This window comes from Neorhizobium galegae bv. orientalis str. HAMBI 540 (assembly GCF_000731315.1).
Classification (GTDB): Bacteria; Pseudomonadota; Alphaproteobacteria; order Rhizobiales; family Rhizobiaceae; genus Neorhizobium; species Neorhizobium galegae.
Map to the genome: position 1 here is coordinate 1,178,603 of NZ_HG938353.1, position 26,901 is coordinate 1,205,503.

At 62.0% G+C, this 26,901-nt stretch carries 19 protein-coding genes and 2 pseudogenes; 11 read left to right on the forward strand and 10 right to left on the reverse strand.

The window, feature by feature from the left end:
* Positions 1-2: 2 nt before the first annotated feature.
* The 8 genes from RG540_RS06020 to dnaE all read left to right on the forward strand — a co-directional run bounded on the left by RG540_RS06020 (position 3) and on the right by dnaE (position 12,075).
* Complete coding sequence (locus tag RG540_RS06020; RefSeq protein WP_038585706.1) at positions 3-773, forward strand: biotin--[acetyl-CoA-carboxylase] ligase; 771 nt, start codon at positions 3-5, stop codon at positions 771-773.
* 9 nt (positions 774-782) lie between these two features.
* The gene (locus tag RG540_RS06025; RefSeq protein WP_038585708.1) at positions 783-2,450 is read left to right on the forward strand and encodes a ribonuclease J; all 1,668 of its coding nucleotides are present in this window, start codon (positions 783-785) and stop codon (positions 2,448-2,450) included.
* 268 nt (positions 2,451-2,718) lie between these two features.
* Positions 2,719-3,123 (forward strand): methylmalonyl-CoA epimerase, encoded by a 405-nt coding sequence (gene mce, locus RG540_RS06030; RefSeq protein ID WP_038585710.1) that lies wholly within the window; start codon positions 2,719-2,721, stop codon positions 3,121-3,123.
* A 102-nt stretch (positions 3,124-3,225) separates the two neighbouring features.
* Positions 3,226-3,495, forward strand: a complete 270-nt coding sequence (locus RG540_RS06035) for a DUF1467 family protein (protein WP_038585713.1) — start codon at positions 3,226-3,228, stop codon at positions 3,493-3,495.
* Between the two features lie 554 nt (positions 3,496-4,049).
* Positions 4,050-5,375, forward strand: a complete 1,326-nt coding sequence (proS, locus tag RG540_RS06040) for a proline--tRNA ligase (protein ID WP_038585716.1) — start codon at positions 4,050-4,052, stop codon at positions 5,373-5,375.
* Between the two features lie 53 nt (positions 5,376-5,428).
* Complete coding sequence (locus RG540_RS06045) at positions 5,429-6,736, forward strand: lipoprotein-releasing ABC transporter permease subunit (protein ID WP_038585719.1); 1,308 nt, start codon at positions 5,429-5,431, stop codon at positions 6,734-6,736.
* 14 nt (positions 6,737-6,750) lie between these two features.
* Entirely contained in the window at positions 6,751-7,434 is a 684-nt protein-coding gene (locus tag RG540_RS06050; RefSeq protein ID WP_038542014.1) for an ABC transporter ATP-binding protein, read from the forward strand.
* A 1,143-nt stretch (positions 7,435-8,577) separates the two neighbouring features.
* The gene (dnaE, locus tag RG540_RS06055; protein ID WP_038585722.1) at positions 8,578-12,075 is read left to right on the forward strand and encodes a DNA polymerase III subunit alpha; all 3,498 of its coding nucleotides are present in this window, start codon (positions 8,578-8,580) and stop codon (positions 12,073-12,075) included.
* Between the two features lie 111 nt (positions 12,076-12,186).
* On the opposite strand, the pseudogene RG540_RS06060 reads toward dnaE, so the two are convergent.
* Both RG540_RS06060 and RG540_RS06065 read right to left on the reverse strand, forming a co-directional pair.
* A pseudogene (locus RG540_RS06060) lies at positions 12,187-13,457 on the reverse strand (L,D-transpeptidase); the annotation flags it as partial.
* Between the two features lie 108 nt (positions 13,458-13,565).
* A complete protein-coding gene (locus RG540_RS06065; RefSeq protein ID WP_038585725.1) occupies positions 13,566-14,858 on the reverse strand; it encodes a DNA polymerase IV in 1,293 nt (430 codons plus the stop codon).
* A gap of 77 nt (positions 14,859-14,935) precedes the next feature.
* On the opposite strand from RG540_RS06065, the gene RG540_RS06070 reads away from it, so the two are divergent.
* Positions 14,936-15,517 carry a GNAT family N-acetyltransferase gene (locus tag RG540_RS06070; RefSeq protein WP_038585728.1) on the forward strand — a complete coding sequence of 194 codons (582 nt, stop codon included), beginning with the start codon at positions 14,936-14,938 and terminating at the stop codon, positions 15,515-15,517.
* Here the strand turns inward: RG540_RS06070 and RG540_RS06075 are convergent.
* Together RG540_RS06075 and RG540_RS06080 are read right to left on the reverse strand one after the other, a co-directional pair.
* Positions 15,501-16,171, reverse strand: a pseudogene (locus tag RG540_RS06075) (hypothetical protein); the annotation flags it as partial. The gene RG540_RS06070 and the pseudogene RG540_RS06075 sit on opposite strands and share 17 nt — an antisense overlap.
* 1 nt (position 16,172) lies before the next feature.
* Entirely contained in the window at positions 16,173-16,481 is a 309-nt protein-coding gene (locus tag RG540_RS06080) for a DUF3572 domain-containing protein (protein ID WP_038585731.1), read from the reverse strand.
* 132 nt (positions 16,482-16,613) lie between these two features.
* On the opposite strand from RG540_RS06080, the gene RG540_RS06085 reads away from it, so the two are divergent.
* Positions 16,614-16,985 carry a response regulator gene (locus tag RG540_RS06085; protein WP_038542024.1) on the forward strand — a complete coding sequence of 124 codons (372 nt, stop codon included), beginning with the start codon at positions 16,614-16,616 and terminating at the stop codon, positions 16,983-16,985.
* A 16-nt stretch (positions 16,986-17,001) separates the two neighbouring features.
* On the forward strand, positions 17,002-18,372 hold the full coding sequence (locus tag RG540_RS06090; protein ID WP_038542026.1) for a PleD family two-component system response regulator: 1,371 nt from the start codon (positions 17,002-17,004) through the stop codon (positions 18,370-18,372).
* A gap of 875 nt (positions 18,373-19,247) precedes the next feature.
* Here the strand turns inward: RG540_RS06090 and rpmG are convergent.
* The 6 genes from rpmG to topA all read right to left on the reverse strand — a co-directional run bounded on the left by rpmG (position 19,248) and on the right by topA (position 26,872).
* Positions 19,248-19,415, reverse strand: coding sequence for a 50S ribosomal protein L33 (gene rpmG / locus RG540_RS06095; protein ID WP_003547442.1), 168 nt, complete (start codon positions 19,413-19,415; stop codon positions 19,248-19,250).
* Between the two features lie 91 nt (positions 19,416-19,506).
* Complete coding sequence (locus tag RG540_RS06100) at positions 19,507-20,691, reverse strand: MFS transporter (RefSeq protein WP_038585734.1); 1,185 nt, start codon at positions 20,689-20,691, stop codon at positions 19,507-19,509.
* A 10-nt stretch (positions 20,692-20,701) separates the two neighbouring features.
* A complete protein-coding gene (locus tag RG540_RS06105) occupies positions 20,702-21,388 on the reverse strand; it encodes an NUDIX hydrolase (RefSeq protein ID WP_151041657.1) in 687 nt (228 codons plus the stop codon).
* Positions 21,385-21,837 (reverse strand): DUF983 domain-containing protein, encoded by a 453-nt coding sequence (locus RG540_RS06110; protein WP_038585737.1) that lies wholly within the window; start codon positions 21,835-21,837, stop codon positions 21,385-21,387. Before RG540_RS06110 ends, RG540_RS06105 begins: the two co-directional genes overlap by 4 nt.
* Before the next feature lie 2 nt (positions 21,838-21,839).
* A complete protein-coding gene (gene rnr / locus RG540_RS06115) occupies positions 21,840-24,194 on the reverse strand; it encodes a ribonuclease R (RefSeq protein WP_038585740.1) in 2,355 nt (784 codons plus the stop codon).
* Entirely contained in the window at positions 24,191-26,872 is a 2,682-nt protein-coding gene (topA, locus tag RG540_RS06120; protein WP_038585743.1) for a type I DNA topoisomerase, read from the reverse strand. Before topA ends, rnr begins: the two co-directional genes overlap by 4 nt.
* Between the last annotated feature and the right edge of the window lie 29 nt (positions 26,873-26,901).

Sequence of the window (26,901 nt, forward strand, 5' to 3'; positions counted from 1 at the left end):
GAATGCCGGGAGCAAGGGACCGCTTCTCGCTCGATGCGTTCCGCCACGAGGCGCTCGATGAAGTCGGATCCACCAATAGCGAATGTCTCGCCCGCGCTCGCGCGGGCGATTCCGGTTTGTTGTGGCTGACCGCGACGCGCCAGCTCGCCGGCCGTGGTCGCCGTGGCCGGGCCTGGACATCGGAACCCGGCAATCTCTATGCCTCGCTGCTGCTGATCGATCCTGCACCGCCGGAGAGGGTGGGCTCTTTGCCGCTCGCGGTCGCCGTCGCGGTCCATGCCGCCGTCAGGTCGGTTCTGCCGCCGGGCGGCGAGCCACTCGACGTCAAATGGCCGAACGATATCCTCATCGGCCGCAAGAAGACCTGTGGTATTCTGCTGGAGGGTGAGGGGCTGCCGGATGGCCGCCGCGCGCTCGTCATCGGCATCGGCATCAACATCCGCCATATGCCCGACAGTGCTGCTTACGCGGTGACCCGGCTTGCCGACCATGGCGCCAACATCTCGCCAGAGGAACTTTTCGCGCATCTTTTCAGGGAGATGGCGCAGGTTCTGGAATCCTGGGATGAGGGCCGGGGCACGCCCGAAATCAGCCGGCGCTGGCGCGAGGTCGCCTGCGGCATCGGCGAAAAAATCACCGTGAACCTGCCGGATCGCTCGCTTGTTGGCACATTCGCAGGTATCGATGACAAAGGATTTTTGCTGCTCGACACCGGATTGGGCGCGCTGACGTCGATCGCCGCCGGTGATGTATTTTTTCAAGGAATGGAATAGACAAAGAAAATGGCAAACCAAGAAGAACTGGTGTTTCTGCCGCTAGGTGGCGTCGGCGAGATCGGCATGAACCTCGCCCTCTACGGCTATGGAACGCCGGAGAAGCGCCAGTGGATCATGGTCGATTGCGGCGTGACATTTCCGGGACCGGATCTGCCGGGCGTCGACCTCGTGCTGCCGGATATCCGCTTCCTCGCCAGCCAGCGCAGCCATCTCAAGGCGATGATCATCACTCATGCGCATGAGGACCACTACGGCGCCATGAACGATCTGTGGCCGGGCCTCAACGTGCCCGTCTATGCCTCGCCGTTTACCGCCGGCATGCTGGAGGCGAAACGCAACTACGAAGGTTCGCGCGCTGAAATCCCGGTGACGATCTTCAAGGCCGGTGACCGTATCAATATCGGCCCGTTCGAGATCGAGGCCATTGGCGTCAACCATTCGATCCCCGAGCCGATGTCGCTGGTGATCCGCACCCCGCTCGGCAATGTCGTTCATACCGGCGACTGGAAGATCGATCACGCGCCGTCGCTCGGACCGTTCACCGACGAGGCGCGCTTCCGCAAGATCGGCGACGAGGGCGTGCTGGCGCTGATGTGCGACAGCACTAACTCCATGCGCGAAGGCGTTTCGCCATCGGAAGAGGAAGTCTCCGAAGGCCTGCGCCAGATCATCGAGGCGGCCGAGGGCCGGGTGGCGATCACCACCTTCTCGTCGAATGTCGGCCGCATCCGCTCGATCGCCCAGGCCGCAGACGCCGCCGGCCGCGAAGTCCTTTTGCTCGGCTCCTCGCTGAAACGCGTCGTCGGCGTCGCCCGCGACATCGGCATCATGGAAGGCCTGAAGCCCTTCATCGCCGAGGACGAATACGGTTACATCCCGCGCGACAAGATCGTGGTGATCCTGACCGGCAGCCAGGGCGAGCCGCGCGCGGCACTCGCCAAGATCGCCCGCGACGAGATGCGCCACGTGGCGCTGACGTCAGGCGATACGGTGGTCTTTTCCTCGCGCACCATTCCCGGCAACGAAAAGGCGATCATCGAGATCAAGAACGGCCTGATCGAGCAGGGGATCAAGATCGTCACCGACAGCGACGCGCTCGTCCATGTCTCCGGCCACCCGCGCCGCAGCGAACTGGTCCAGATGTACGAATGGACCCGCCCGCAGATCCTCGTGCCCGTCCATGGCGAGGCCGCGCATCTGACGGCCCAGGCCGAGCTCGGCGCATCCGTCGGCATCAAGACCATTCCGCGGGTTCGTAACGGCAACATCCTGCGCCTTGCGCCCGGCCCGGCCGAGGTGATCGGCGATGCGCCGCATGGCCGCATCTTCAAGGACGGCAAGCTGATCGGCGATTTCGAGGAAATGGGCATCGGCGACCGCCGCAAGCTCTCCTTTGTCGGTCATGTCTCCGTCAACGTCCTTCTCGACACCCGTTATGACTTCGTGACCGATCCCGATCTCATCGCCTTCGGCCTGCCGGAATTCGACGACGAGGGCGAGGACATGGAGGATACGCTTTATGACGCCGTGCTCGGCGCCGTCGAAAGCATTCCGCGCGCCCGCCGCAAGGATCTCGACATGGTCCGCGAGGCGATCCGCCGCGCCGTCCGCTCTACCGCCAACGAGGCCTGGGGCAAGAAACCGATCGTGACGGTGTTTGTTACTCGTCTCTGAGGGGCGGGCGGTTCGGACGTCCGTTTTGGAGTGAGACGATGCCCCGAGTCGATCTCCCCTCTTGAGGGGGAGATGCCCGGCAGGGCAGAGAGGGGTATTGCGGCATATTCTTCTACCACCGTATTTGCCGCACCGTCGCCACCCCCCTCTGTCACCTTCGGTGACATCTCCCCCTCAAGGGGGGAGATCATAGGGAGCCCGCGGCACCGTCCGCATCTCTATAGGCAGCCGCTCCAAAACCGCCTAACCTGCACTCGGGAGGACAGACATGCTCGGACGCGTCAATCACATCGCCATCGCCGTGCCGGATCTTGGCATCGCGACCACGATGTATCGCGATACGCTCGGCGCCCGCGTCTCCCAGGCCCAGGCCTTGCCGGAGCATGGTGTCACCGTGGTCTTCGTCGAGCTCCCCAACACCAAGGTGGAACTGCTCGAACCGCTCGGGCCCGATTCGCCGATTGCGGCTTTCCTGGAGAAAAATCCCTCCGGCGGCATGCACCATATCTGCTACGAGGTGGACGATATCGTCGCTGCGCGTGACACGCTGAAAGCGGCCGGCGCGCGGGTGCTCGGAGACGGCAATCCGAAGACCGGAGCCCATGGAAAACCTGTGCTTTTCCTGCATCCGAAGGACTTCAACGGCACCCTGATCGAGCTCGAACAGGTATGATTCCCACAGCTGTGACATCACGCCGGGGTCTCTTGGTTTGAGCTTGCCCGCCTTTCAGCCTATAAGGGCGCCAATTCTTCGAACCGGAATCGAGTCGAAACCATGCCTCTTTTGACGGTCGCCGCCATCTATTTCATCATCTGGTGGACCGTGCTCTTCATCGTCCTTCCGCTCGGCTATCGCAGCCAGCAGGAAGACGGTGAGGTGACCATAGGGACTGTGGAAAGCGCTCCGGCCCGGTTTCGCGGCGGTCGCGTCGTGCTTTTGACGACGGTGATCTCGACACTGCTCTATGTGGGCTACTACGTCGCATCCGCCTATTTCGGCGTCGGCATTGGCGATATTCCGGTGATCGTCCCGACCTTCGAATAGGTGGGCGAATAGGGCGACCGAATAAGGCAGGATCGTCGGGAGCCTGTCATTTCCCTGTCATGATTTGCAGGCATAGGAAGCGGCGACGAAGGCGCTCGCGCTTTATCGTTCCGGGTGACGAGAAAGCAAAAAAAAACAAGGCGGTTAAGCCTTGTTTCTAGTTTCGCGTGATCCTTAACCGTTACCGGGGCAGCGACAAGCGCGCCTAAGATCTGATCCTCCCAAGACTTGACCGCGAAATGACAAGAATTTGAACTCCTTGCCTCTTTTGTGAGCTGAACCTAGCTCAAAGGATGTGCTTTGTCATCTGGTTTTTTGTATTTTTGCTACACTTCTTTAAAATTTTTCAGTTGACAAAAATGTCGCACGCTTGCCATGAATTTTCCGCTTTTTGCGGGTCTGAAGTGCTGGCGCAGATTCGTGAACAACGTGCGATTCATGCTGGGGCGGGTTCCCTTGGAGCCCCGGAACGGCTATGTACCCTCCCAATATTGTTGAAGAAAATGGCCGATTCCTCGCGTGGTGGGGATAGGCCGGCAACCTCGGAAATCGCGATGCGCCTGTCCCGCTATTTTATGCCCATCCTGAAGGAAAACCCCAAGGAAGCGGAAATCGTGTCCCACCGGCTGATGCTGCGTGCCGGCATGATCCGCCAGCAGAGCCAGGGCATCTATTCCTGGCTGCCGCTCGGCAAGCGGGTGCTCGACAAGGTCAATGCCATCATCCGCGAGGAGCAGAACCGCGCCGGCGCCATCGAGGTGCTGATGCCGACGCTGCAGTCCGCCGAACTCTGGCAGGAAAGCGGCCGTTACGACGCCTACGGCAAGGAAATGCTGCGCATCAAGGACCGCCAGGAGCGGCCGATGCTTTACGGCCCCACCAACGAGGAAATGATCACGGATATCTTCCGGTCCTACGTCAAATCCTACAAGAACCTGCCGCTCAACCTTTATCACATCCAGCTGAAGTTCCGTGACGAGATCCGTCCGCGCTTCGGCACCATGCGCTCGCGCGAATTCCTGATGAAGGACGCCTATTCCTTCGACCTGACCAAGGAAGACGCCGAGCATTCCTATCGCAAGATGTTCACCGCCTATCTGCGCACCTTTGCGAGGCTCGGCCTACGGGCGATCCCGATGCGCGCCGATACCGGCCCGATCGGCGGCAACCTGTCCCACGAATTCATCATCCTTGCCGAGACCGGCGAGTCGGAAGTGTTTTCCCACAAGGATTTTGTGAACTTCGATATCCCCGGCACGGACACCAATTTCGACAATGTCGAGGCCATGCAGGCGGTCTTCGACAAGTGGACGTCGATCTACGCCGCGACCTCGGAAATGCACGACGAGGAGGCCTTCAACGCCATTCCCGAGACCGATCGGCTGTCCGCCCGCGGCATCGAGGTCGGCCATATCTTCTATTTCGGCACCAAATATTCCGAGCCTATGGGCGCCAAGGTGCAGGGACCGGACGGCAAGGAACACCCTGTCCACATGGGTTCCTACGGCATCGGCCCGACACGCCTTGTTCCCGCCATCATCGAAGCATCGCATGACGACAACGGAATCATCTGGCCGGCATCGGTCGCGCCGTTCGACGTCGTGGTCATCAACATGAAGCCCGGCGACGAGGCCTGCGACCGGATCTGCGAAACGCTCTATGGCGGTCTCGCAACGGTCGGCAAGGACGTGCTCTACGACGATACGGACGAGCGCGCCGGCACCAAGTTCGCGACCGCCGACCTGATCGGCGTGCCGATCCAGGTGATTGTCGGACCCCGCTCCGCCGCGTCAGGCGAAGTGGAGGTCAAGGACCGCAAGACCGGCGAGCGCGAAACGCTGACCGTCGAAGCGGCCATGAACAGGCTCGCCGGCCGATAAGCCGGTCGGGCTATAGGGCGGATCTACCGCCGACGGCAGGTTGAGGAAACGGCATGGCGAGCGTCGCGGCGAATGGTGAAGCGGTAAAGGCGGGTGGTTCGCCCGCGGCCGGTCCTTTCTCGGCCTTCGAGCGGATGGTCGCCTGGCGTTACCTGCGCTCGCGCCGCCGCGAAGCTTTCATCTCGGTGATCGCCGGCTTCTCCTTCATCGGCATCATGCTCGGCGTTGCGACGCTGATCATCGTCATGGCCGTGATGAACGGGTTCCGCACCGAACTCATCTCGCGCATCCTCGGCATCAACGGCCACATGATCGTCCAGCCGATCGACGGCCCGCTCACCGATTACGCCGAGCTCACCCAGAAATTTGCGTCCGTGCCGGGCGTCCGCATGGCGTTGCCGCTGGTCGAGGGCCAGACGCTGGCGTCGGGCCGCGGTGGTGCAGGTTCCGGCGCGCTGGTGCGCGGCGTCCGTCCGGAAGATCTCGAAAAGCTGTCCGAAGTCGCCGGAAACGTCAAGTCCGGCGATATGGTCGGTTTTGCCTCGGGGCAGGGCGTGCTGGTCGGCTCCAGGCTCGCCGCCCAGCTCGGCCTTTCTGCCGGCGACCAAATCACGCTGATCTCGCCGGAAGGCGACGTGACGCCGATGGGCGTCAATCCACGCGTCAAATCCTACCCGGTCTCCGGCATTTTCGAGATCGGCATGTCGGAATACGACGCGACGATCATCTATATGCCGCTCGAGGAATCGCAGCTCTATTTTAATGCCGAAGGCATCGTTCAGTCGATCGAGCTGTTCGTCGACAATCCAGACAATGTCGACGACCTGCGCCCGAAGATCGAGGCGGCGGCGGGCCGCCAGATCTTCATCACCGACTGGCGCCAGCGCAACCAGACCTTCTTCTCCGCGCTTCAGGTGGAGCGCAACGTCATGTTCATGATCCTGACCCTGATCGTACTGGTGGCGGCGCTCAACATCATCTCCGGCCTGATCATGCTGGTGAAGGACAAGGGCAGCGATATCGCCATCCTGCGCACCATGGGCGCGGGTGCGGGGGCGATCATGCGTATCTTCTTCATGACCGGGGCGGCGATCGGCATCGTCGGAACGTTTGCCGGCGTCCTGCTCGGCGTGGTCGTCTGTCTCAACGTCGAATCCATCCGCCAGTTCTTCTCCTGGGTCTCGGGCACCATCCTCTTCGATCCGCAACTCTATTTCCTCAGCCAGTTGCCGGCGGAGATGAGCTTTGGCGAGACCTTCTCGGTGGTCATGATGGCGCTCGTTCTTTCCTTCATCGCGACCATCCTTCCGGCTTGGCGAGCCTCCCGGCTCGATCCTGTCCAGGCCCTCCGATACGAATAGGACCCACATCCTTCATGGCACCCAAAACCGTCTTGCAGCTCTCGGGCGTCGAACGTCACTATGGCCAGGGCGAGACCACGCTTTCGATCCTGAAGGGGGCTGATTTCGACCTGAAGACCGGCGAGATCGTCGCGCTGGTCGCTCCGTCCGGCACAGGCAAGTCGACGCTTCTGCATCTCGCCGGCCTGCTCGAACATCCCGACGCCGGCGAGGTCTTTCTCGCCGGGCATGCCTGCAACGGGCTTCCCGATGCGGAGCGCACCGCGATGCGCCGCAACCAGATCGGTTTCGTCTATCAGTTCCACCATCTCCTGCCGGAGTTTTCCGCGGTAGAGAACATCATGATGCCGCAGTTGATCGCCGGCCTTTCCAAGGCCGAGGCGAAGGAGCGGGCGGCTCAGCTTCTGGACTATATGCGCATCGGCCACCGTGCCGAGCACCGCCCCTCCGAGCTTTCCGGCGGCGAGCAGCAGCGCGTGGCGATTGCCCGCGCCGTCGCCAACGCCCCGCGCGTGCTTCTCGCCGACGAGCCGACCGGCAATCTCGACCCGAAGACGGCCTCTTACGTCTTCGACGCGCTGGAGGCGCTGGTGCGCCAGTCCGGCCTCGCGGCCCTGATCGCCACCCACAACCACGACCTCGCCAGCCGCATGGACCGCCGCGTGACAATCGAGGGCGGCAAAGTCGTCGAGATGTGAAGAGGCGGATATGCGTGCGTCTGGATCCTTGGGTCAAGCCCAAGGATGACGGAGAGGGCGGCGGATGAGGGAGGAGAGGCGCCCGTCATCCAAGGTCGCCACCCTCGGCATCCAAGGTCGTCATCCTCGGCATCCAAGGTCGTCATCCTCGGGCTTGACCCGAGGATCCACCCTCCAAACGCCGACCTATCCGGGCATATCTGACACCTGCCCTCCAGCCCTATCAAGCACTTAGCCTCCCGCTCATCCCCCGCCTTCCCAACCTGTGCCTACAATCCCCCCGTTCCGTCGCGGATACACCGGCAGGCGTGCTGGCGAGGCGGGACCGGCGCCGGGTGGGAGGAAACGACGTAAGTCCTTGCATTCGGGGTTCGCGGAAAATGGTCTCGCCTCCGGCGACAACGGGGAGAGGTGAAGGCAAACGGACCGAGCCTTCGTCTCTTGATGCCCGAAAGCGCGCGCCGGACGTGCCTGTGCGGCACACATGGTGGCTGACCGGATGGTGTCGCCGGATTTTCAAAGTCCGACCGATACTATCGGAGCAACCGGCGGAGATCCGTGGAAGCCTTTCCGATCAAATCGGATGGGGCGTCCCGGGTCATACGAACACCGTCCGGAAGAGCCACGGCAGAGGGACCGAAGTCGCGGATATTAACCGCCGAACGGGGCGCTGAGAGGTGTCACCTAAACTAAAAACTTACGAGGCAGCTTTCAGCGCCCCGTCCGAAATTGCTCATGCCCGGATGGTCATCCAGTCCGGACGTATCCGCATGCGCCGATCCGGCCGAACCCTCACCGTTAATCCCTTGTTTACCAGGTGAGGGAGGATATCGCGATATGGTTGTTTCTGGTCTGTTCTTTTATTGACTCCCAAACAAAATGAGAACAAAATAAAAACATAAGAGAACACGGGAGACGACGATGACTGACCTGCTTCGTGACATTGCCTCATTCGCTTCCATCGCCACATTCGTGGCCAGCCTCTCGATGATCATGATGGCCATGTAATCCGGGATGTGGGCGCCCGCCTCGGCCGAAAGGCGTTGAGGAGGGAATTCCGAACTGGACTCTCAAGCCCCTGCGCCGGACAATAGCCTGATTCATGAGATGGTTCCCGCTTCATCAAACGGGTAAGGCGCAGGCATGGCAGACAAGATGGACGTGAAATCGGGATCGGAAGAGCTGGGAAACACCCCTCAATTCGTTCATCTGCGCGTCCATTCCGCCTACTCGCTTCTTGAAGGCGCCTTGCCGCTCAAGAAGATCCTCTCGAAGGCGATCGCGGACAATCAGCCGGCGATCGCGATCACCGACACCAACAATCTTTTCGTCGCGCTGGAATTCGCCCAGAAGGCGATCGGCGACGGCCTGCAGCCGATCATCGGCTGCCAGCTGTCCATCGATATGGAAGACCAGTCCGACGAGCGTCGCAACAGCCACCAGCAGCTCGCCAAGCTGCCGGCGATCGTCGTGCTCGCGGCCAATGCCGTCGGTTACGAACGGCTCGTCGATCTGATCAGCCGCGCCTATCTCGGCGACGAGGGGCATCAGTCCATCCATATCAGCCGCTCCTGGCTGGAGGACGGCGGCACCGAAGGCCTGATCGCGCTGACCGGGGCCGGAAGCGGGCCGGTCGACGTGACTCTGAAGGAAGGCAATGCTACGCTTGCCGAAGCAAGACTCCTGAAGCTCAAGGAGATATTCGGCGATCGGCTCTATGTCGAACTGCAGCGCCACGGCGCCTACGACCGGCGCCACGAGCACAAGATCGTCACGCTCGCCTACGACCACGACCTGCCGCTGGTCGCGACCAACGAGGCCTTCTTTCCCACCAAGGCCGATTACGATGCCCATGACGCGCTGATGGCGGTTGCCCACAACGCGATCGTCTCGGACGACACCCGCTTCCGCCTGACGCCGGACCATTATCTGAAGAGCCGCGCGGAGATGGCAAAGTTGTTTGCCGACCTGCCGGAGGCGCTCGAAAACACCGTCGAGATCGCGCAGCGCTGCTCCTTCGTGCTGAAGACCCGTAATCCGATCCTGCCGCGCTTCACCGGCGCCACCGACGATCCGGCGGAAGCCGAACGCGCCGAGGCCGAAGAGCTGCGCCGCCAGTCCGTCGAAGGCCTCGAAGAGCGCATCGCGACGCTCGGCATGACGCGCGGTTATACCGAGCAGGATTATCGGGACCGGCTGGATTTCGAGCTCAGCGTCATCGAGAAGATGAAGTTCCCGGGCTACTTCCTGATCGTCGCCGACTTCATCAAATGGGCGAAGCAGCAGGGCATCCCGGTTGGTCCCGGCCGTGGTTCGGGTGCGGGTTCGCTGGTTGCCTATGCGCTGACCATTACCGACGTCGATCCGCTGCGTTTCTCGCTGCTGTTCGAGCGCTTCCTCAATCCCGATCGCGTCTCGATGCCGGACTTCGACATCGACTTCTGCCAGGATCGCCGCGAAGAGGTGATCCGCTACGTGCAGCAGAAATACGGCCGCGAGCAGGTGGCGCAGATCATCACCTTCGGTTCGCTGCAGGCACGCGCCGCCTTGCGCGACGTCGGCCGCGTGCTCGAAATGCCCTATGGACAGGTCGACAAGATCTGCAAGCTGGTGCCGAACAACCCGGCCAATCCGACCCCGCTGTCGAAGGCGATCGAGGAGGATCCGAAATTCCAGGAGGAGGCCGACAAGGAACCGGTCGTCGCCCGCCTTCTCGATATCGCGCAGAAGATCGAAGGCCTCTACCGCCACGCCTCGACCCACGCCGCCGGCATCGTCATCGGCGACCGTCCGCTGTCGAAACTGGTGCCGATGTATCGGGACCCGCGCTCGGACATGCCGGTCACCCAGTTCAACATGAAATGGGTGGAGCAGGCAGGGCTCGTGAAGTTCGACTTCCTCGGCCTGAAGACACTGACGGTGCTGAAGACCGCGGTCGATTTCTGTCGCAAGCGCGGCATCGAGATCGATCTCGCCAAGATCCCGCTCGACGACACCAAGACCTACGAGATGCTCTCGCGCGGCGAGACGGTCGGCGTGTTCCAGGTGGAAAGTGCCGGCATGCGCAAGGCGCTGATCGGCATGCGGCCGGACTGCATCGAGGACATTATCGCGCTCGTGGCGCTTTATCGTCCAGGCCCGATGGAGAACATTCCGACCTACAATGCCCGCAAGCACGGCGAGGAGGAGATCGAGTCGATCCACCCGACGATCGACCACCTCCTGAAGGAGACCCAAGGGGTTATCGTCTATCAGGAACAGGTGATGCAGATCGCCCAGGTGCTCTCGGGCTATTCGCTCGGCGAGGCCGACCTGCTGCGCCGCGCCATGGGCAAGAAGATCAAGGCGGAGATGGATCAGCAGAGCGAACGCTTTGTTGATGGCGCCATCAAGAACGGCGTCTCCAAGCCGCAAGCCAACAACATCTTTGAACTGCTGGCAAAATTCGCCAACTACGGCTTCAACAAGTCACACGCCGCGGCCTACGCCATCGTCTCCTACCAGACGGCCTTCATGAAGGCGCATTATCCGGTCGAGTTCCTCGCCGCCTCGATGACCTACGATATGTCGAACAGCGAGAAGCTGAACGACTTCCGTCAGGATGCCGGCCGTCTCGGCATTGCGGTCATTCCGCCGTCGGTGCAGACCTCGTTCCGGCATTTCGAGACCGGCGACAACAGGATCTATTACGCGCTGGCCGCCATCAAGGGCGTCGGCGAGTCGGCGGTCGATCACATCACCGAAGTGCGCGGCGATGTGCCGTTTGCCAGCATCGAGGACTTCTGCCTGCGGATCGACCCGAAACAGGTCAACCGCCGCGTCATGGAAAGCCTGATCTCGGCGGGTGCCTTCGATTGTTTCGGCCGCGACCGCGCCGAGTTGAGCGGCGGCCTCGACCGCATCATCGGTTATGCGCAGCGTGCGCAAGGGGAAAAGGTCAGCGGCCAGCATGACATGTTCGGCTCATCCTCCGCCTCCGGGCCGGAGACGCTGATTTTCCCGTCGTTTACGCCGTGGATGCCGTCAGAAAAGCTGATGCGCGAATACCAGGTGCTCGGCTTCTATCTCTCCGCCCACCCGCTCGATGCCTATGCCAGCGTGCTCGCCAAGATGCGCGTCCAGAATTTCGCGGACTTTTCCGCCGCCGTGAAACAGGGCGCTACCGCCGGCCGGCTGGCCGGAACGGTGACCAGCAAGCAGGAGCGCAAGACCCGCACCGGCAACAAGATGGGCATCGTCACTTTCTCGGATGCGACCGGCCAGTTCGAGGCCGTGCTGTTCTCGGAGGGGCTGGCGCAATATCGAGACCTGCTCGAGCCCGGCAAGTCGCTGGTCATCACCGTGCAGGCGGAAGAGCGGCCGGAAGGTATCGGCCTGCGCATCCAGACCGCGCAGTCGCTCGAGGAAAAGTCGGTGCAGATGCAGAAGGCGCTGCGCGTCTTCGTCCGCGACTCAGGCCCGATGCGCGCGGTTGCCCGGCACCTCAATGCCCGGGGCGACGGGCTGGTGTCCTTTGTGATCATCAAGGATGACGGGAAGCGGGAAATCGAGGTGGAGCTGACGGAAAAATACCGCATCTCGCCGGAAATCGCCGCGGCGCTGAGGACGGCGCCGGGCGTTCTCGATGTCGAGCTGGTCTAGGAGACTTTAATAGAGGCCGTAGGCGCGGGGCTTGGCGTCCGTCCGCCGCTGGCTGACCGGCTGCTGCTTGGTGATCGACGACTGCATCTGCGCTTCGGCGACCCGCTGCGCCGGCTGGGTGATGGTGATGAAATCGGTGCCGTCGCCGGTGTCCGGGCCGATGCCCTGGTCGTTGATCGTCAGGGACGAACCGTTGCTGATCAGCGTTTCAATCCGGTCTCGAATGTCGGCCGGGATTCGATGCGGCTGAGGGCCTGTGCGGCAGCACCGGGCGCATAAGGGTTGTCGGCCACCGTGATCCCGAGCCGCTGCTTCACCGCGGCGCTGAGGCCATTCGGCACGGTGATGCTGTGCCATTCGGCCGTCTCTTCCTGGCGCTCGACCTTGTCGACGCTGAAGAAATGCGTGCCGAGCGCGATTTCCGGATCCTTGATGACGATCGGCGCCTCGAACTGCGGCTGGAAATTCTGGCGCACCATGATCTGGCCCATCGGCGGACGCGGCTTGCCCGCGGTCTCGTAGAGCGAGGCCAGGAATTCCGGCGTCACCAGCGCGCCCTTGGGCGACAGGTTCTTCCAGCGCTTGAAGCCGGCAATCGCGCTGCGGGTCATCGGACCGGCGGAGCCGTCGCCGCCGCCGGTGTCGAACCCGAGCTGCTGCAGCAGGATCTGGGCATCCATCAGCGTCTCGCGGTCGCCGCGGCGGGTGATCAGGATGCGAAGCGGCGCAGCGTCTTCCGCAGAACTTGCCGCCGGTTTTGTCGCAGGCGGCGACGCATCGGTCGCCGGATGGATGATCGAGGGATTGTTCGGGGCGACGTTCATCGCCACTTCGACGGGTTTGGAGCTGTTGCCGATCGACGAGGTCCGGAGCTCGACGTCGGAAAGCAGCGGCCCGGTCGGCAGCGGCTTGCGCGGCAGGAACAGGTTGGCGTTCTCGATCAGCTGCGGCACGACCGGTGCGTCGGTGATGATCACATGCGCACCGCGCTCGGTGATCTGGTAGAGCGATTTCGCGAAGGCGCCCGGCATGCGCACGCAGCCATGCGAGGCGGGATAGTTCGGGACACTGTTTGATTCGTGAAGCGCGACGCCCGACCAGGTCAGGCGCTGCATCCACGGCATGGGCGCGTTCGAATAGAGATTGGATTCGTGATATTTCTGCTTTTCGAGGATCGAAAAGATGCCGCTCGGCGTCGAGTGGCCTTCCTTGCCGGTCGACACTTTCGAGGTGGTGACGACCGTTTCGCCGTCATAGACGACCAGCGACTGCTTGTCCTTGGAAACGATGATCTGCAGCGTGCGGGCACCTTCCGCAAAAGCTGCATGCGACAGCATGGTCGCAGACAAAAGACCTAACCCGAACACCAGGCGACGCAACATGACCGACCCCATACGCAATACAAGACCCGCACATTAGCGCATGAGGTTTAAGGAAGGTTATCCGCGCCGCGAGTAGTTTTAACGTTATGGTTAATAACGGATCACATTTCATTGATCCCGGCGGCGGTTTCCAAAAGTATATCCGGTCTCGACCGCGGCCTTGCCGAACTTGTCGCGCAGCTTGTCCATCGCCGCTTCCGCGGCCGCACGGCGGCCTGCCTGGCGGTCGACGAGATCGGGCGGATCGGCAAGCGTCGGGTCGCCGAGATCTGTGACGCCGATGCCGAGCAGGCGGAATTTTGTGCCGTCGGTCTCCTTTTCCATCAGCGACAGGCCGGTCCTGAAAATACGGTCGGCGAGCTGGGTCGGGTCTTCCAGCCGCTTGTTGCGGGTGCGGCTCTTGAAGTCGGAGGTCTTCAGCTTGAGAACCACGGTCTGCCCGGCAATGCCGTGTTTCTTCAGCCGCGTTGAAACCTTTTCGGAAAGCCGGCGCAGGATCGGCACGAGGTCGTCATAACCCGCGATGTCGTCGAAGAAGGTGGTCTCGGCAGAAACGCTCTTCGCCGCGTCGTTGACATGCACCTCGCGGTCGTCGATGCCGCGCGAGAGGCGATAAAGCCGCTGGCCCATCGTGCCGTAGCGGCGCATCAGGTCGGCCTCCTGCATGGCCTGGAGCTGGCCGATGGTGCGGATCCCGTCTGCCTCCAGTGTCGCGTTGAACGCCTTGCCGACGCCCCAGATGGTGGTGACGGGGCGGGCCGCGAGGAATTCCAGCGCCTCTTGCCTGCCGATCACCGAAAAGCCGCGCGGCTTCTGAAGATCCGAGGCGACCTTGGCGAGGAATTTGCAATAGGAGAGGCCAACTGAAATGCTGATGCCGATCTCGTCCTGCACCCGCTTGGTGAATTTCGCGAGGATGCGGGCCGGCGGGGCATGGTGCAGCCGTTCGGTGCCGGCGAGTTCGAGAAAGGCCTCGTCGATCGACAGCGGCTGAACCAGCGGCGTCAGATCGTGCATCATGGCGCGCACCTGCCGTCCGATGGTGACGTATTTTTCCATGTTGGGCGGGATCACGACGGCGTCCGGGCAGAGTTCCAGCGCCTTGAACATCGGCATCGCCGAGCGCACGCCATTGATGCGGGCGATATAGCAGGCCGTCGAGACGACGCCGCGTTTGCCGCCGCCGATGATCACGGGCTTGTCGGCGAGTTGCGGGTTATCGCGTTTTTCGATCGTCGCGTAGAAGGCGTCGCAATCGATATGCGCCAGCGTCAATGCGTAGAGTTCGTTGTGATAGACGAGACGCGGGCTGCCGCAGGCGCGGCACCGGCGCACCTCCGCCTTCTGCTCCGCAAGGCAGTCGCGACAGAAGCCGGGTGTCTTGTCAGGCGTAGGCGTCATGGCAGAGAACAAAGGTTGAACACCGCGACGTTAAGGCCTAAGCTCGTGAGTCACAAGGGACGGTGTGGAGGTTTGGCGTGGATATCGATCTTCGTTTCGAGCCCGTGACGGCGGAACGCTGGGGGGATTTCGAAATGCTCTTCGGCCCGCAGGGTGCCTTCTACCACTGTTGGTGCGTCGCTCTGCGCCTGCCGCATGCGGTGCGCACCAGGATGCAGCCGCAGGAGCGGAAGGATCATATCCACGACCGTATAAATGCTGGTCCGCCGCCCGGCATTCTGGCCTACGCGGATGGCGGGCCGGTCGCCTGGGTGCAGGTCGGACCGCGGCACGACGTGCCGCAGTTCAATTCGTCGCGCACCGTTTCGCGCCCGCTGGAGGAGACGGATGCGACCGACCCCTCCGTCTGGGCGGTCAGCTGTTTTTTCCTGACGCCGAAGCTCAGGGGCAAAGGACTGAGCCACCGCCTGCTGTCTGGCGCCGTCGACTATGCGCGGCATATGGGAGCGCGGTTCGTCGATGCCTGTCCGATCGATCATGTCAAGCAGTCGAAATCGGTGACGCTGTGCATCGGCTCGACGGCGATCTTCGACGCGGCCGGCTTCGAAGTGGTGGAGCGCCGCAAGGACGGACGACCGCTGATGCGGCTGGAACTTTAGATGTCAGGCGGCTTTGGACTGGATATGGGTATAGATCAGTTCGGCAGCATGACCCCAGTCCGTCGCCCGGACGATGCCGTCGTCCGGTTTCGGCGCCAGAAGGTGGAGCGGAGAGTCGGGCATCATATGGATGACGAGGCATTCCGAGACGTGATCCCGTACCGAGTGCAGGTTATGCGCTATGTCGTCGATGAAGACGCAGGGCAGGGGGCGACCGTCGTGCAGGCGCTGCATGATCGGTCCCTTGGGTTCCTCGCTGGCGATCAGCGGGAAGGTGAGGCCGATCCGGTCGAGAAGTCGGCGGCGGTGCTCCCAGTAGCGCGGCGGCATCGCAGTCAGGAACACGACGTCGGCATCCTTAGACAGCGCGTCGAGTGTCTGGACGACGAAGTCGAAGGGGATCTGCCAGTTTTCCTGGGCTTCGAAAAAGGTCTCGATCAACCGACGCACGTCCGGATGTTCGAGCGCGATCTGGGTCTCTATGGAAACGATATTGCCGGTGAGACGAAAGGAACGCGGCAGCAGTTCATGGCCTTCGCCGCGCAGAAAGTCCTGGAAGGGAGCCACGAAGTGCAGCACCACATCGTCGATGTCGCAGACGACGAGCGGCCGGTCGCCGAGGCGCACATGGGAAAGGTCGAGGATCTCGCTCATCTCAATAGTCGCCGGAATCGAGCCCGGGTCCGGAATAGTGGTGCGAGGCGGCCGCCACGGTTTCAGGCTTTGTATCCGTCGCCTCGCAGAAGGCCAGCAGAGTCGGCTCATGCCCCATCAGGAAATCGATCATGCCGGCGAGAAAGCCCGGATCGTTTACCGCATTGCGCATCTGGTTGGGCTGGACGCCGGAAAGGGCGAGGAAACGGCCGAGCATATCGGGCTCGTTGGCGAGCCATCCGAGAATGGCGGCCGCGGTCTCTTCCGCCTGGGGTCTGCTGTTTCGAGTATTACCGGGGTCGCGCCGCATTGTCTGCCGAGTTACCTCTTTTTCAACTAAATGGCTTTACCGTGCCTGATAGGCGCTCTGTGGAATCGGCCGTTCCGGGAGCTTATATACTGAAGGCACTCATGCAAGCCGGGATTTAAGGAACGGATCGCTATGCCCAAACGGGTCATGATCGTCGAGGACAACGAGCTGAACATGAAGCTCTTCCGCGACCTGATCGAAGCATCGGGATACGATACCATCCAGACCCGCAACGGTATGGAAGCGCTTGATCTGGCACGCAAATATCGCCCAGACCTGATTTTGATGGACATCCAGCTGCCCGAGGTTTCTGGCCTCGAAGTCACCAAATGGCTGAAGGAAGACGACGAACTGCATGTCATTCCGGTGATCGCGGTGACCGCCTTTGCGATGAAGGGCGACGAGGAGCGCATCCGCCAGGGTGGATGCGAAGCCTATGTCTCGAAACCCATTTCGGTGCCAAAATTTATTGAGACAATAAAGACATATCTCGGCGACGCATGAAAACGGGACGGACCTCATGACGGCGCGCATATTGGTAGTCGACGATATTCCGGCGAATGTGAAGCTGCTCGAAGCCAGGCTTCTGGCCGAATATTTCGACGTCCTGACCGCCGACGACGGTTACAAGGCGCTGGCGATCTGCGACAGCACCCATGTGGACCTGATCCTGCTCGACATCATGATGCCCGGTATCGACGGTTTCGAGGTCTGCGAACGGCTGAAGGCCAATCCGCGCACCGCCCATATTCCCGTCGTCATGGTCACGGCGCTTGACCAACCGTCCGACCGCGTGCGTGGCCTCAAAGCCGGAGCCGACGATTTCCTGACCAAACCGGTCAACGACCTGCAGCTCATTTCTCGGGTAAAGAGCCTAGTGCGGTTGAAGACGCTCAGCGACGAGCTGCGCATCCGCGCCGACACCGCCAGCAATATCGGGCTGGAAGACATGCTGAAGGGCGCTGACGGGCGCGACGAGATGGCCCAGGTCCTTCTCGTCGATGGCCGCGCAAGCTCGCAGGAACGCATCATCAAGGCGCTGAAGCCGGTCGCCGGCGTCATCGCCATGTCCGATCCGCAGGCTGCCCTTTTCGAAGCGGCGGAGAACCCGGTCGATCTGGTGATCGTCAACGCCAATTTCGACGAATACGATCCGCTGAGACTATGCTCGCAGCTTCGCTCGCTGGAGCGCACCCGGTTCCTGCCGCTGCTCCTGGTGACAGAAATGGGTGCTGACGACCTGATCGTCCGGGCGCTCGACCTCGGCGTCAACGACTATATCGTCCGGCCGATCGACCCGAATGAGCTCGTGGCCCGCGTGCTCACCCAGATCAAGCGCAAGCGCTACAACGACCGCCTGCGCATGAGTATGCGCCAGACCATCGAGCTTGCCGTCACCGACGGACTGACCGGCCTCAATAACCGGCGTTATCTCGATAATCACCTCAAGGTGCTGTTCAATCGCGCTGCCGCACGCTCACGGCCGCTGTCCGTCTGCATTACCGATATCGATCGCTTCAAGTCGGTCAACGACGCCTACGGCCACGATGCCGGCGACGAGGTGCTGAAGGAATTCGCAGCCCGCGTCCGCTCGACGGTAAGGGGAGCCGATCTTGCCTGCCGTTACGGCGGCGAGGAATTCGTGGTCGTCATGCCCGATACCGATTCTATGTCGGCCGCTGTGATTGCCGAACGGCTTCGCAGCATCATCGAAAGTCAGCCGTTTCATTTGAAGACAGCGGGCATCATGCTCAATATCACGGCATCGCTCGGGATTGCATGCAATGCGCATGGGGCCGAGACGCCGGAGCAGCTCATGAAACAGGCCGACCGCGCGCTCTACGAAGCCAAGAATGGCGGGCGCAATCGCGTGGTTGCCGCTGCCGCTTAGAGAATCAGCAAACCCTAAATTGCATGTTGATCGCCTACAAGGCGGGAGTGCTGTGGAAAAGCCGAAGGTGTCCCCAGTTATTTCAAGCGGGAACCTGATTTTTTACAGGTACGAATTGATGGACCAATTTCATGAACAGTGATCGGTTAATTCTGCTGCTGCAGTGCATTCAAGAAATTTCGAATGTATCCATAGGGCGCTCCAGGCCCGCCAATCGAGAATAGCTGCGCGAATTGGTTTGTCGGAAATTGCATGGCTGAGGAGATAACCAGTGTTCCTCAAGGATGTTCTTGAATTCAGGTCAAGGTTCCAAGAGTTTGATTGCCTTAAGCATATAAAGCTTCGAGGATGATCTTTAATTTTTTACAAGAAAAACAGGCGGAATATGAATAGCGGACGCGAATTTTAACCAACAACAGTGGCAGAACCGGTATCAGATTAAGAATCTGTTGATTTTCTTTTGGTTTTGCGCAATTTTGACGCTCAACGAAGATAACGTTCCCGAAAGGGACGCCGATACCCCATGATGCTCAGGTCCGCCGCATCTCCTGGGTCGTGGGGTCGGTCGACTGGCAGGCATACCAAAGCGGTTCCTCGTGCCGTGATTGCAGGCTGGTCGACCCCCATTTGAAAGCGCCGCTTCCAGGCTTCTGGAGCGGCGCTTTTTCATTTCTACGCAGCCTGTGCCGCTCTGGATCATACCGAAACCGCATCGGCCCGAAAACCGGTGCCGATTGTCGGAGAGCATGATGTGGCAATTTAAGGATCTGGAGCGCCTTAATGGGTCCGAATGGACGGACGGCGCTAGGTGACGCCCAAAAGAAAAGGCGCCAAGCCTCTCGGCTGGCGCCCTTCGAGAACCCTCGGATCAAGGCTTACTTGATCTTGGTTTCCTTGAACTCGACGTGCTTCTTGGCGACCGGGTCGTACTTGGTCTTGGTCATCTTGTCGGTCATCGTGCGGCTGTTCTTCGTGGTGACGTAGAAGAAACCGGTGTCAGCCGTCGACAGCAGCTTGATCTTGATGGTCGTAGCTTTCGCCATGGTGTTCTGCCTCTAAGAAAAAATGAAGCCGCGGACGCGGGTTGGGTCCACGGCGAAATCTGGCGCGAAATTACAAATCGCGCCCGAAAAGTCAACTCCGTTTTGACCGGAAAAGCATTCGGCAGATGGAAACCAGCACATAGAAGCCGAAGAATCCCGCCAAGGCCCAGGCAAAACCGTCATTGCCGGCGATATCGATGGCAGCGCCGATGCCCTGCGGACCGGCAACCGTACCGACCGCATAACAGAAGATGAAGGCCGCATTTGCGGCAGCAAGGTCGGCGCCGCTGAGCCGCGACCCGAGATGCGCCAGGCCCACCGTATAGAGGCCGGAGACGCAACCGCCCCAGAAGAACAGGACCACGGCCATCATGATCCAGTTCTGGATCAGGAAGGGCAGCGCAAGCGATCCCGCGACGCCGAGCACCGCCATGGCGGTGAGGAGTGGCCGGCGGTCCCTCAGCTTATCGGAATAGAGGCCGAGCGGGATCTGGAAGGCCATGTTGCCGATGCCCATCACCGTCAGCAGCAGCGCGGCCTGCGCTTCGGTCAGCGCCGAACGGATCGCATAGATCGGGAACAGCGACAGCCCGCCCGCCGACACCGCACCGAAGGCGAATACCGCCGCCGTCGCTGTCGGAACGAGGAAGATGTAGTGGAAGAAGTGCCGGTCCGGCTTGGTATCCAGCACGGGACTTTCATGGCGGGCGATGAAGATCGGAATGATCGCCAGCATGATGATCGCCGCACCGACCAGGAAGGGCAGAACGCCGTCGCTGCCGAGCGCAGAGAAGAGCAGGGGGCCTATCGCGAAGCCGATGGCGAGCACGGTGGCGTAAATGCCGAGAACGAGCCCACGGCGCCTTGGGGGGGCCGCCTCGTTGATCCAGAATTCCGACAGGATGAAAAGCGTCGTCGTTGCGCCGTGGAAGGTGAAGCGCAGCGGGAACCACATCCAGAAGGCATCCGCGTAATAGAAGCCGATGGCGCTGATGGCAGCAATGAGCACCGCGAACATCATGGTCCGCGCCACGCCGCAGGTATGGGCGATTTTAGTGGTGATCGGCGCCGCGACCATCGAGGCGACGCCGGCCATGGCGGCGTTGAGGCCGATCAGAGTGGAGGAGATTCCGCGCTTTTCAAGAATGATACTGAGGAGCGGCAGGCCGAGGCCGATGGCAATGCCCACGGCACTGATGGCGGATATGGCGGCGATCAGCGACGGCCAGTGAATCTTCTCGACATGGCCGTTGGCGTCTGTCGTCGGCTGAGCCATTCAATGTTCCTTACAGTCGGCTGCGGACGAATCGTCCATGACGCATGAAGTAGAAGGAAACCGGGCTTCCAAACGGTAAAGACGGATCGAATGCCATCAGGTTTTTCACGTCCTCCATAACCGCCTGCGTGATGCGCGGGAGTTTCAGACCCGAAAGCTCGGCAATGTCAAGCCAGCGCACGTCCTGAAGTTCGTTTGAGTCGCCAAGAAGCGCCATGTCGAAGCGAGTTTCGTCGGCAAAGGCGAGAAAGAAGCGCGTATCGTAGCGCCGGACATTGCCGGGCGGCGTGATGGCGCGGGCGACATAACGCAGGCGGGAGAGGTCGGCAGCGCTGCCGCCGGCAAGTCCGGTCTCCTCCTGAAGTTCTCTGAGGGCTGCGAGCGCCAGGGCCCGGGCGCGGGCCGAGGTCATTCGAGCCGTGGTGCCGGCAACCAGTTTTTCGACAACCAGCGGATCGAGATCGGCGCTGAAGGGAAGGGCGTGGTCGCGGGCATCGCGCCTGCCGCCGGGAAACACGTAGACGTCAGGCATGAACACATGGCCACTGCCGCGCCGGCCCATGAGGACTCGCAGGGTGCCGCGGGAACGATCTATCAGGATCAGCGACGCGGCGTCCTTGGGCGTCACGCCGGCCACGCGTGCATGCTTCGGCGCGTCCATCGCGAACGGAGCCTGTTCCTCGGCAGACGATATCATGCAATCGGTCCGCCCCGGCCGGGATCGACCGCCTCGTCGTCCGTTCCCCCGAAGCCGTGCATCTTCAGCGACCATTGGAAACCGATGACGCCACCCTTGATCGGTTGGATGGTCACAAGTGCCGTGAGGATCGCCAGCGGCACCCAGATGGCGAGCTGGACCCAGGGGGAAGCCCTGAAAGTCATGTCGGTCAGCAGGTACCCGGTCATCAGCACGTGACCGACGACGACGATCACGAGATAGGCCGGCAGGTCGTCGGCGCGGTGATGATGGATTTCCTCGCCGCAGACGGCGCAGGTATCGACCGGCTTCAGGAACGCCCGGAACAGGCGGCCGGTGCCGCAGGCAGGACAGGTGCAGAGCAAGCCCCGCTTGATGGAGCGGCCGAGCGGCCTTTCGGCCTCCTGAGCTCCACCATATCGGACCGTCTGTTCGCCCTGTTTCTGCATTCCTATCTCCTTCGGCCGCTCCGCGGAGGCCGCGTGCCGGGTTGGGTCCGGCCGCGCCGCCCCGATTTGTGGAAGGAGCGGGTCGCGGTCGGCAATTTCTTGCCCTCGCTCAGCATCTCGAACTGCAGCGCGCCGGCAAGCGGGATCGCCTGCTTCAGCCGCACATCGACCGTATCGCCGATCTGGTAGCCGAGACCCGTCTTCTCTCCCGACAGCGCCTGATGCGCCTCGTCGTAGATGAAGTAGTCGTTGCCGAGCGTGGATATAGGTATGAATCCGTCCGCGCCATAGGTCGGAAGCGAGACAAATAGTCCCGCCTTGGTGACGCCGGAGACGCGGCCGACGAATTCTTCGCCAATGCGTTCGCTCAGATGGTGGGCGATCAGCCGGTTGATCGTGTCGCGCTCAGCGGCCATGGCGCGGCGCTCGAAGGTCGAGATCTCGGCGGCGATATCGTCGAGCTGAGCCTCTTCCTCCGGCTTAATGCCGCCTTCGCCGAGCCCCAGCGACCCGACCAGCGCGCGATGCACGATCAGGTCGGCGTAGCGGCGGATCGGCGAGGTGAAATGTGCGTATTTCATCAGGTTGAGGCCGAAATGGCCGATATTTTCGGGGCTGTAGATCGCCTGGCTCTGGGAGCGCAGCACCATCTCGTTGACCATCACCTGGTGGGCCGTGCCCTCGGCCTTGGCGAGAATGCCGTTGAACGAGTTGGCCCGCATCTGGCCGCCCTTGGCCATCGGAATGCCCAATGTCGCGAGAAACTCGCGCAGCGTCTCCTGCTTGGCAAGCGAGGGCGTGTCGTGGATGCGGTAGATCAGCGCCTGCCGCTTCTTTTCCAGCGTCTCGGCGGCGGCGACGTTTGCCTGGATCATCATCTCTTCGATGAGCTTGTGGGCATCGAGCCGCTCGGGAACGTGCACGCGATCCACAGTGCCGTCGGGCTTCAGCAGGATCTTGCGCTCCGGCATGTCGAGTTCCAGCGGCTGCCGGCGGTCGCGGCCGCGCTTCATCACCCCATAGGCGTGCCACAGCGGCTTCAGGATCGGTTCGAGCAGCGGTCCGCTCTTGTCGTCCGGCTTGCCGTCGATCGCCGCCTGGGCCTGTTGATAGGAAAGCTTGGCGGCGCTCTTCATCATGATTCGGTGGAAGGTGTGGCCGGCCTTGCGGCCCTCCTTCGAAAACACCATGCGCACGGCAAGTGCGGGCCGGTCCTCGCCTTCGCGCAACGAGCAGAGGTCGTTCGAAATGCGCTCCGGCAGCATTGGCACGACCCGATCCGGGAAATAGACCGAATTGCCGCGCTTCAAGGCCTCGCGGTCGAGCGGAGAGCCGGTGCGGATATACCAGGAGACATCGGCGATCGCGACGGTGACAATCACACCGTCCGGATTGTCGGGCGAGGGGTCGAGCTCGGCATAGACCGCGTCGTCATGGTCCTTGGCGTCGGCCGGGTCGATGGTGATCAGCGGCAGCGAACGCCAGTCCTCGCGCTGCGCCATGGTGGCGGGCTTCGCCGCTTCGGCCTCGTCCATCACCTGTTTCGGGAAGATATGCGGGATGCCATGCGAATAGACGGCGATCATCGAGATCGCCTTTTCCGAGCCGATCGTACCGACGATCGACAGAACCCGCGCGCGCGGAAGGCCGAAACGGCCGGAACGGACGACCTCGCTCTCGACCAGGTCGCCGTCCTTGGCCTCGCCAATATCGGTGGGCTCGATCACCATTTCCTCGCCGCGCCGGTCGATCGGCAGCAGGCGCAGCTCGCCGTCGGCAAGCTTGTGGACGATGCCGAGCGAGGCGCCGCGGCGCTTGTCGATGATCTTGATGACGCGGGCGGTATAGGCGGGGCCAGCCCGGTCCTTGTTGGGGAAGATTTTGGCTAGCACCCGGTCGTTGAGCCCGGCTGCGGGCACCTTGCCCTTGCCGCGATTATCCGACGACTGGCGGATGAGCACCGCCGGCGCTGCCCCCAGTTCCTCGGGCCATTCGGCCGGCCGGCCGATCAGCTCGCCGTCCTTGTCGCGGGTGGTGATGTCGAGCACGGTGACCGGCGGCAGCGCGTCGGGACGGGTGAGCGACTTGCGGCTCTTCTTGAGAAGGCCTTCCTCCTCCAGCGTCCGAAGCAGGTCCTTCAGCTCGACGCGGGTGTCGCCCTTCAGTCCGAAGGCCTTGGCGATCTCCCGCTTCGACCCCTTGTCCGGATTTTCGGCGATGAACTCGAGCAGGACATCGCGCGGCGGCACCGCGCCGTGGATGATCACCGGCTTTTCCGTTGTGGAAGCGGTGTGGCCTCGGATGGCTTTGTCGGGGCGTTTTCCCTGGTGTCTCGATCTGTCGCGCGGTTCTCTCACGTGCCCGTCTTCTTCGCCTTCGGTGCAGCTGCAGTCTTTTTCGCCGGAGCTTTAGCCTTCGCGGCCGCCTTGGCTTTCGGCGCCGCCTTCTTGGTCACGGTGGTTGCCTTGGCGGCGGCCTTCTTCGGCTTTGCCTTGGTCGAGGGTGCCTTGCCGCCCTTTTCGATGATGAAGGCCATCGCCTGTTCCATCGTTACCGATTGCGGGTCCAGCCCCTTCGGCAGCGTCGCGTTGACCTTGCCCCAGTTGACGTAAGGCCCGTATTTGCCGTCGCGCACGGTGATCGTGCCACCATCCGGATGGTCGCCGAGTTCCTTCAGTGCCGCAGGCGTGCCACGGCCGCGGCCGCCGCCGGCCGCCACCTTGCTCTGCTTTTCGGCAAGCACGGTCACGGCGCGGTTGAGGCCGATCGAGAACACGTCCTCGATGCTCTCCAGGTTGGCATAGCTGCCGTCATGCAGTAGGAACGGACCGTAGCGGCCAAGCCCTGCCGAAATCATCTTGGCTGATTCCGGATGTTTGCCGACGTCGCGCGGCAGGTTGATCAGGGCGAGCGCCTTTTCGTGGTCGATATCCTCGGGCTTCCAGCCCTTCGGCAGCGACGAACGCTTGGCTTCCTTGCCGTCGCCGCGCTGGATATAGGGCCCGAACCGGCCCGAGCGCAGCGTCAATTCCTCGCCCGTATGCGGATCGGCGCCGAGCGCCTTCGGTTCGCTGAGGGCGTTAGCCTCCGCATCCGCACCGCCTTCGGAAGAAAGCTGGCGGGTGAAATTGCAGTCCGGATAGTTCGAGCAGCCGACGAAGGCGCCGTATTTGCCGAGCTTCAGCGACAGGTTACCGGTGCCGCAGACTTGGCAGATACGCGGATCGCTGCCGTCCTCCCGCTTCGGGAAGACCAGCGGCGCCAGCGTCTCGTTGAGCGCGTCGAGCACGTTGGTGACGCGTAGTTCCTTGGTGTCCTCGATCTGGGCGAAGAAATCCTGCCAGAATTCGCGAAGCACCTGCTTCCAGTCGAGCTCGCCGGCAGAGATCTTGTCGAGCTTTTCTTCGAGATCGGCGGTGAAATCGTATTCCACGTATTTCGTGAAGAAGCTTTCGAGGAAGGCCGTCACCAGCCGGCCCTTGGAATGCGGGATCAGCTTGCGCTTGTCCATCGTCACGTATTCGCGGTCGCTCAACGTTTTCAGCGTCGCGGCATAGGTGGAGGGGCGGCCGATGCCGAGCTCTTCCATCTTCTTGATCAGCGAGGCTTCCGAATAACGCGGCGGCGGCTCGGTGAAGTGCTGGCTGGCGTTCACCTTGTTCTTGTCGAGTTTTTCGCGCGCATTGATCTCGGGCAGGCGACCATCTTCATCGTCGTCCTCGCCCTTTTCGGCGTCCTCGCGGCTGTCCACATAGGCGCCGAGGAAGCCGTCGAAACGGATGACCGAGCCGACGGCGCGCAGGCCAGCCTTCTCGCCCTTGTTGTCGGCGAGGATCTCGACCGTGGTGCGCTCGATCTCGGCGGATGCCATCTGGCTGGCGATGCCGCGCTTCCAGACCAGCTCATAAAGACGAGCCTGGTCGGCATCGAGGTAGCGGCGCACCTGGTCCGGCGTGCGGTTGAAATCGGTCGGGCGGATCGCTTCGTGGGCTTCCTGGGCGTTCTTCGCCTTGGTGGAATAGAAGCGCGGCTTTTCCGGCAGGTAACGCTGTCCGAACTGGTCGACGATGGCGCTGCGGGCAGCGTCGATCGCCTCCGGCGCCATCTGCACGCCGTCGGTACGCATATAGGTAATGAGACCGACCGTCTCGCCGCCGATATCGACGCCTTCATAGAGCTTCTGTGCCACCTGCATGGTGCGCGAGGCGTTGAAGCCGATATTGGAGGAGGCGGCCTGCTGCAGCGTCGAGGTGGTGAAGGGCGGGCCGGGATTGCGCTTGACGGGCTTGGCTTCGACCGTATCGACCACATAGGCGGCGCCATCGAGCAGCGCCTTCAGGCGGTTGGCGTCCTCGCCGTTCTTGATCGAGCGGCCCTGCAGCCGCTTGCCGTCGGCAGACACGAGGCGCGCTTCGAACTCGTCGCCGCGCGGCGTGCGCAGCAGAGCCGACAGGTTCCAGTATTCTTCAGAGATGAAACGCTCGATCTCCGATTCGCGGTCGCAGACGAGCCGCAGCGCAACCGACTGCACGCGGCCGGCCGAACGGGCGCCCGGCAGTTTGCGCCACAGGACCGGCGAAAGGTTGAAGCCGACCAGATAGTCGAGCGCGCGGCGAGCGAGATAGGCGTCGACCAGCGGCACGTCGATATCGCGCGGATTGGCCATCGCATCGAGCACGGCCTTCTTGGTGATGGCGTTGAAGACGACGCGCTTGACCGGCTTGTCGCCGATCACCTTCTTCTTCCTGAGAAGATCGAGCACGTGCCAGGAAATGGCTTCACCCTCGCGATCCGGGTCGGTTGCGAGGAACAAGGCGTCCGAGCCTTTTACGGCGTCGGAAATGTCCTTCATCCGCTTCTGGGACGCGGGATCGACCTCCCACAGCATTTCGAAGTCCTGATCGGGGAGCACGGAACCGTCCTTGGCTGGAAGATCGCGCACGTGGCCGAAAGAGGCGAGAACCTTGTAGCCGGAGCCGAGATACTTGTTGATTGTCTTGGCTTTGGCAGGAGATTCTACGACGACAACATTCATTTTGCTTCTCTGCAATAGAGGCTTGGCCC

Bases quoted from the DNA above. Each gene is read 5' to 3' on its own strand.
- RG540_RS06105 (WP_151041657.1), bottom strand. From the start codon at position 21,388: ATGATATCGTCTGCCGAGGAACAGGCTCCGTTCGCGATGGACGCGCCG.
- dnaE (WP_038585722.1), top strand. From the start codon at position 8,578: ATGGCAGACAAGATGGACGTGAAATCGGGATCGGAAGAGCTGGGAAAC.
- mce (WP_038585710.1), top strand. From the start codon at position 2,719: ATGCTCGGACGCGTCAATCACATCGCCATCGCCGTGCCGGATCTTGGC.
- RG540_RS06020 (WP_038585706.1), top strand. From the start codon at position 3: ATGCCGGGAGCAAGGGACCGCTTCTCGCTCGATGCGTTCCGCCACGAG.
- topA (WP_038585743.1), bottom strand. From the start codon at position 26,872: ATGAATGTTGTCGTCGTAGAATCTCCTGCCAAAGCCAAGACAATCAAC.
- RG540_RS06025 (WP_038585708.1), top strand. From the start codon at position 783: ATGGCAAACCAAGAAGAACTGGTGTTTCTGCCGCTAGGTGGCGTCGGC.
- RG540_RS06085 (WP_038542024.1), top strand. From the start codon at position 16,614: ATGCCCAAACGGGTCATGATCGTCGAGGACAACGAGCTGAACATGAAG.
- RG540_RS06090 (WP_038542026.1), top strand. From the start codon at position 17,002: ATGACGGCGCGCATATTGGTAGTCGACGATATTCCGGCGAATGTGAAG.
- RG540_RS06065 (WP_038585725.1), bottom strand. From the start codon at position 14,858: ATGACGCCTACGCCTGACAAGACACCCGGCTTCTGTCGCGACTGCCTT.
- RG540_RS06100 (WP_038585734.1), bottom strand. From the start codon at position 20,691: ATGGCTCAGCCGACGACAGACGCCAACGGCCATGTCGAGAAGATTCAC.
- RG540_RS06035 (WP_038585713.1), top strand. From the start codon at position 3,226: ATGCCTCTTTTGACGGTCGCCGCCATCTATTTCATCATCTGGTGGACC.
- RG540_RS06110 (WP_038585737.1), bottom strand. From the start codon at position 21,837: ATGCAGAAACAGGGCGAACAGACGGTCCGATATGGTGGAGCTCAGGAG.
- RG540_RS06080 (WP_038585731.1), bottom strand. From the start codon at position 16,481: ATGCGGCGCGACCCCGGTAATACTCGAAACAGCAGACCCCAGGCGGAA.
- RG540_RS06050 (WP_038542014.1), top strand. From the start codon at position 6,751: ATGGCACCCAAAACCGTCTTGCAGCTCTCGGGCGTCGAACGTCACTAT.
- proS (WP_038585716.1), top strand. From the start codon at position 4,050: ATGCGCCTGTCCCGCTATTTTATGCCCATCCTGAAGGAAAACCCCAAG.
- rpmG (WP_003547442.1), bottom strand. From the start codon at position 19,415: ATGGCGAAAGCTACGACCATCAAGATCAAGCTGCTGTCGACGGCTGAC.
- RG540_RS06045 (WP_038585719.1), top strand. From the start codon at position 5,429: ATGGCGAGCGTCGCGGCGAATGGTGAAGCGGTAAAGGCGGGTGGTTCG.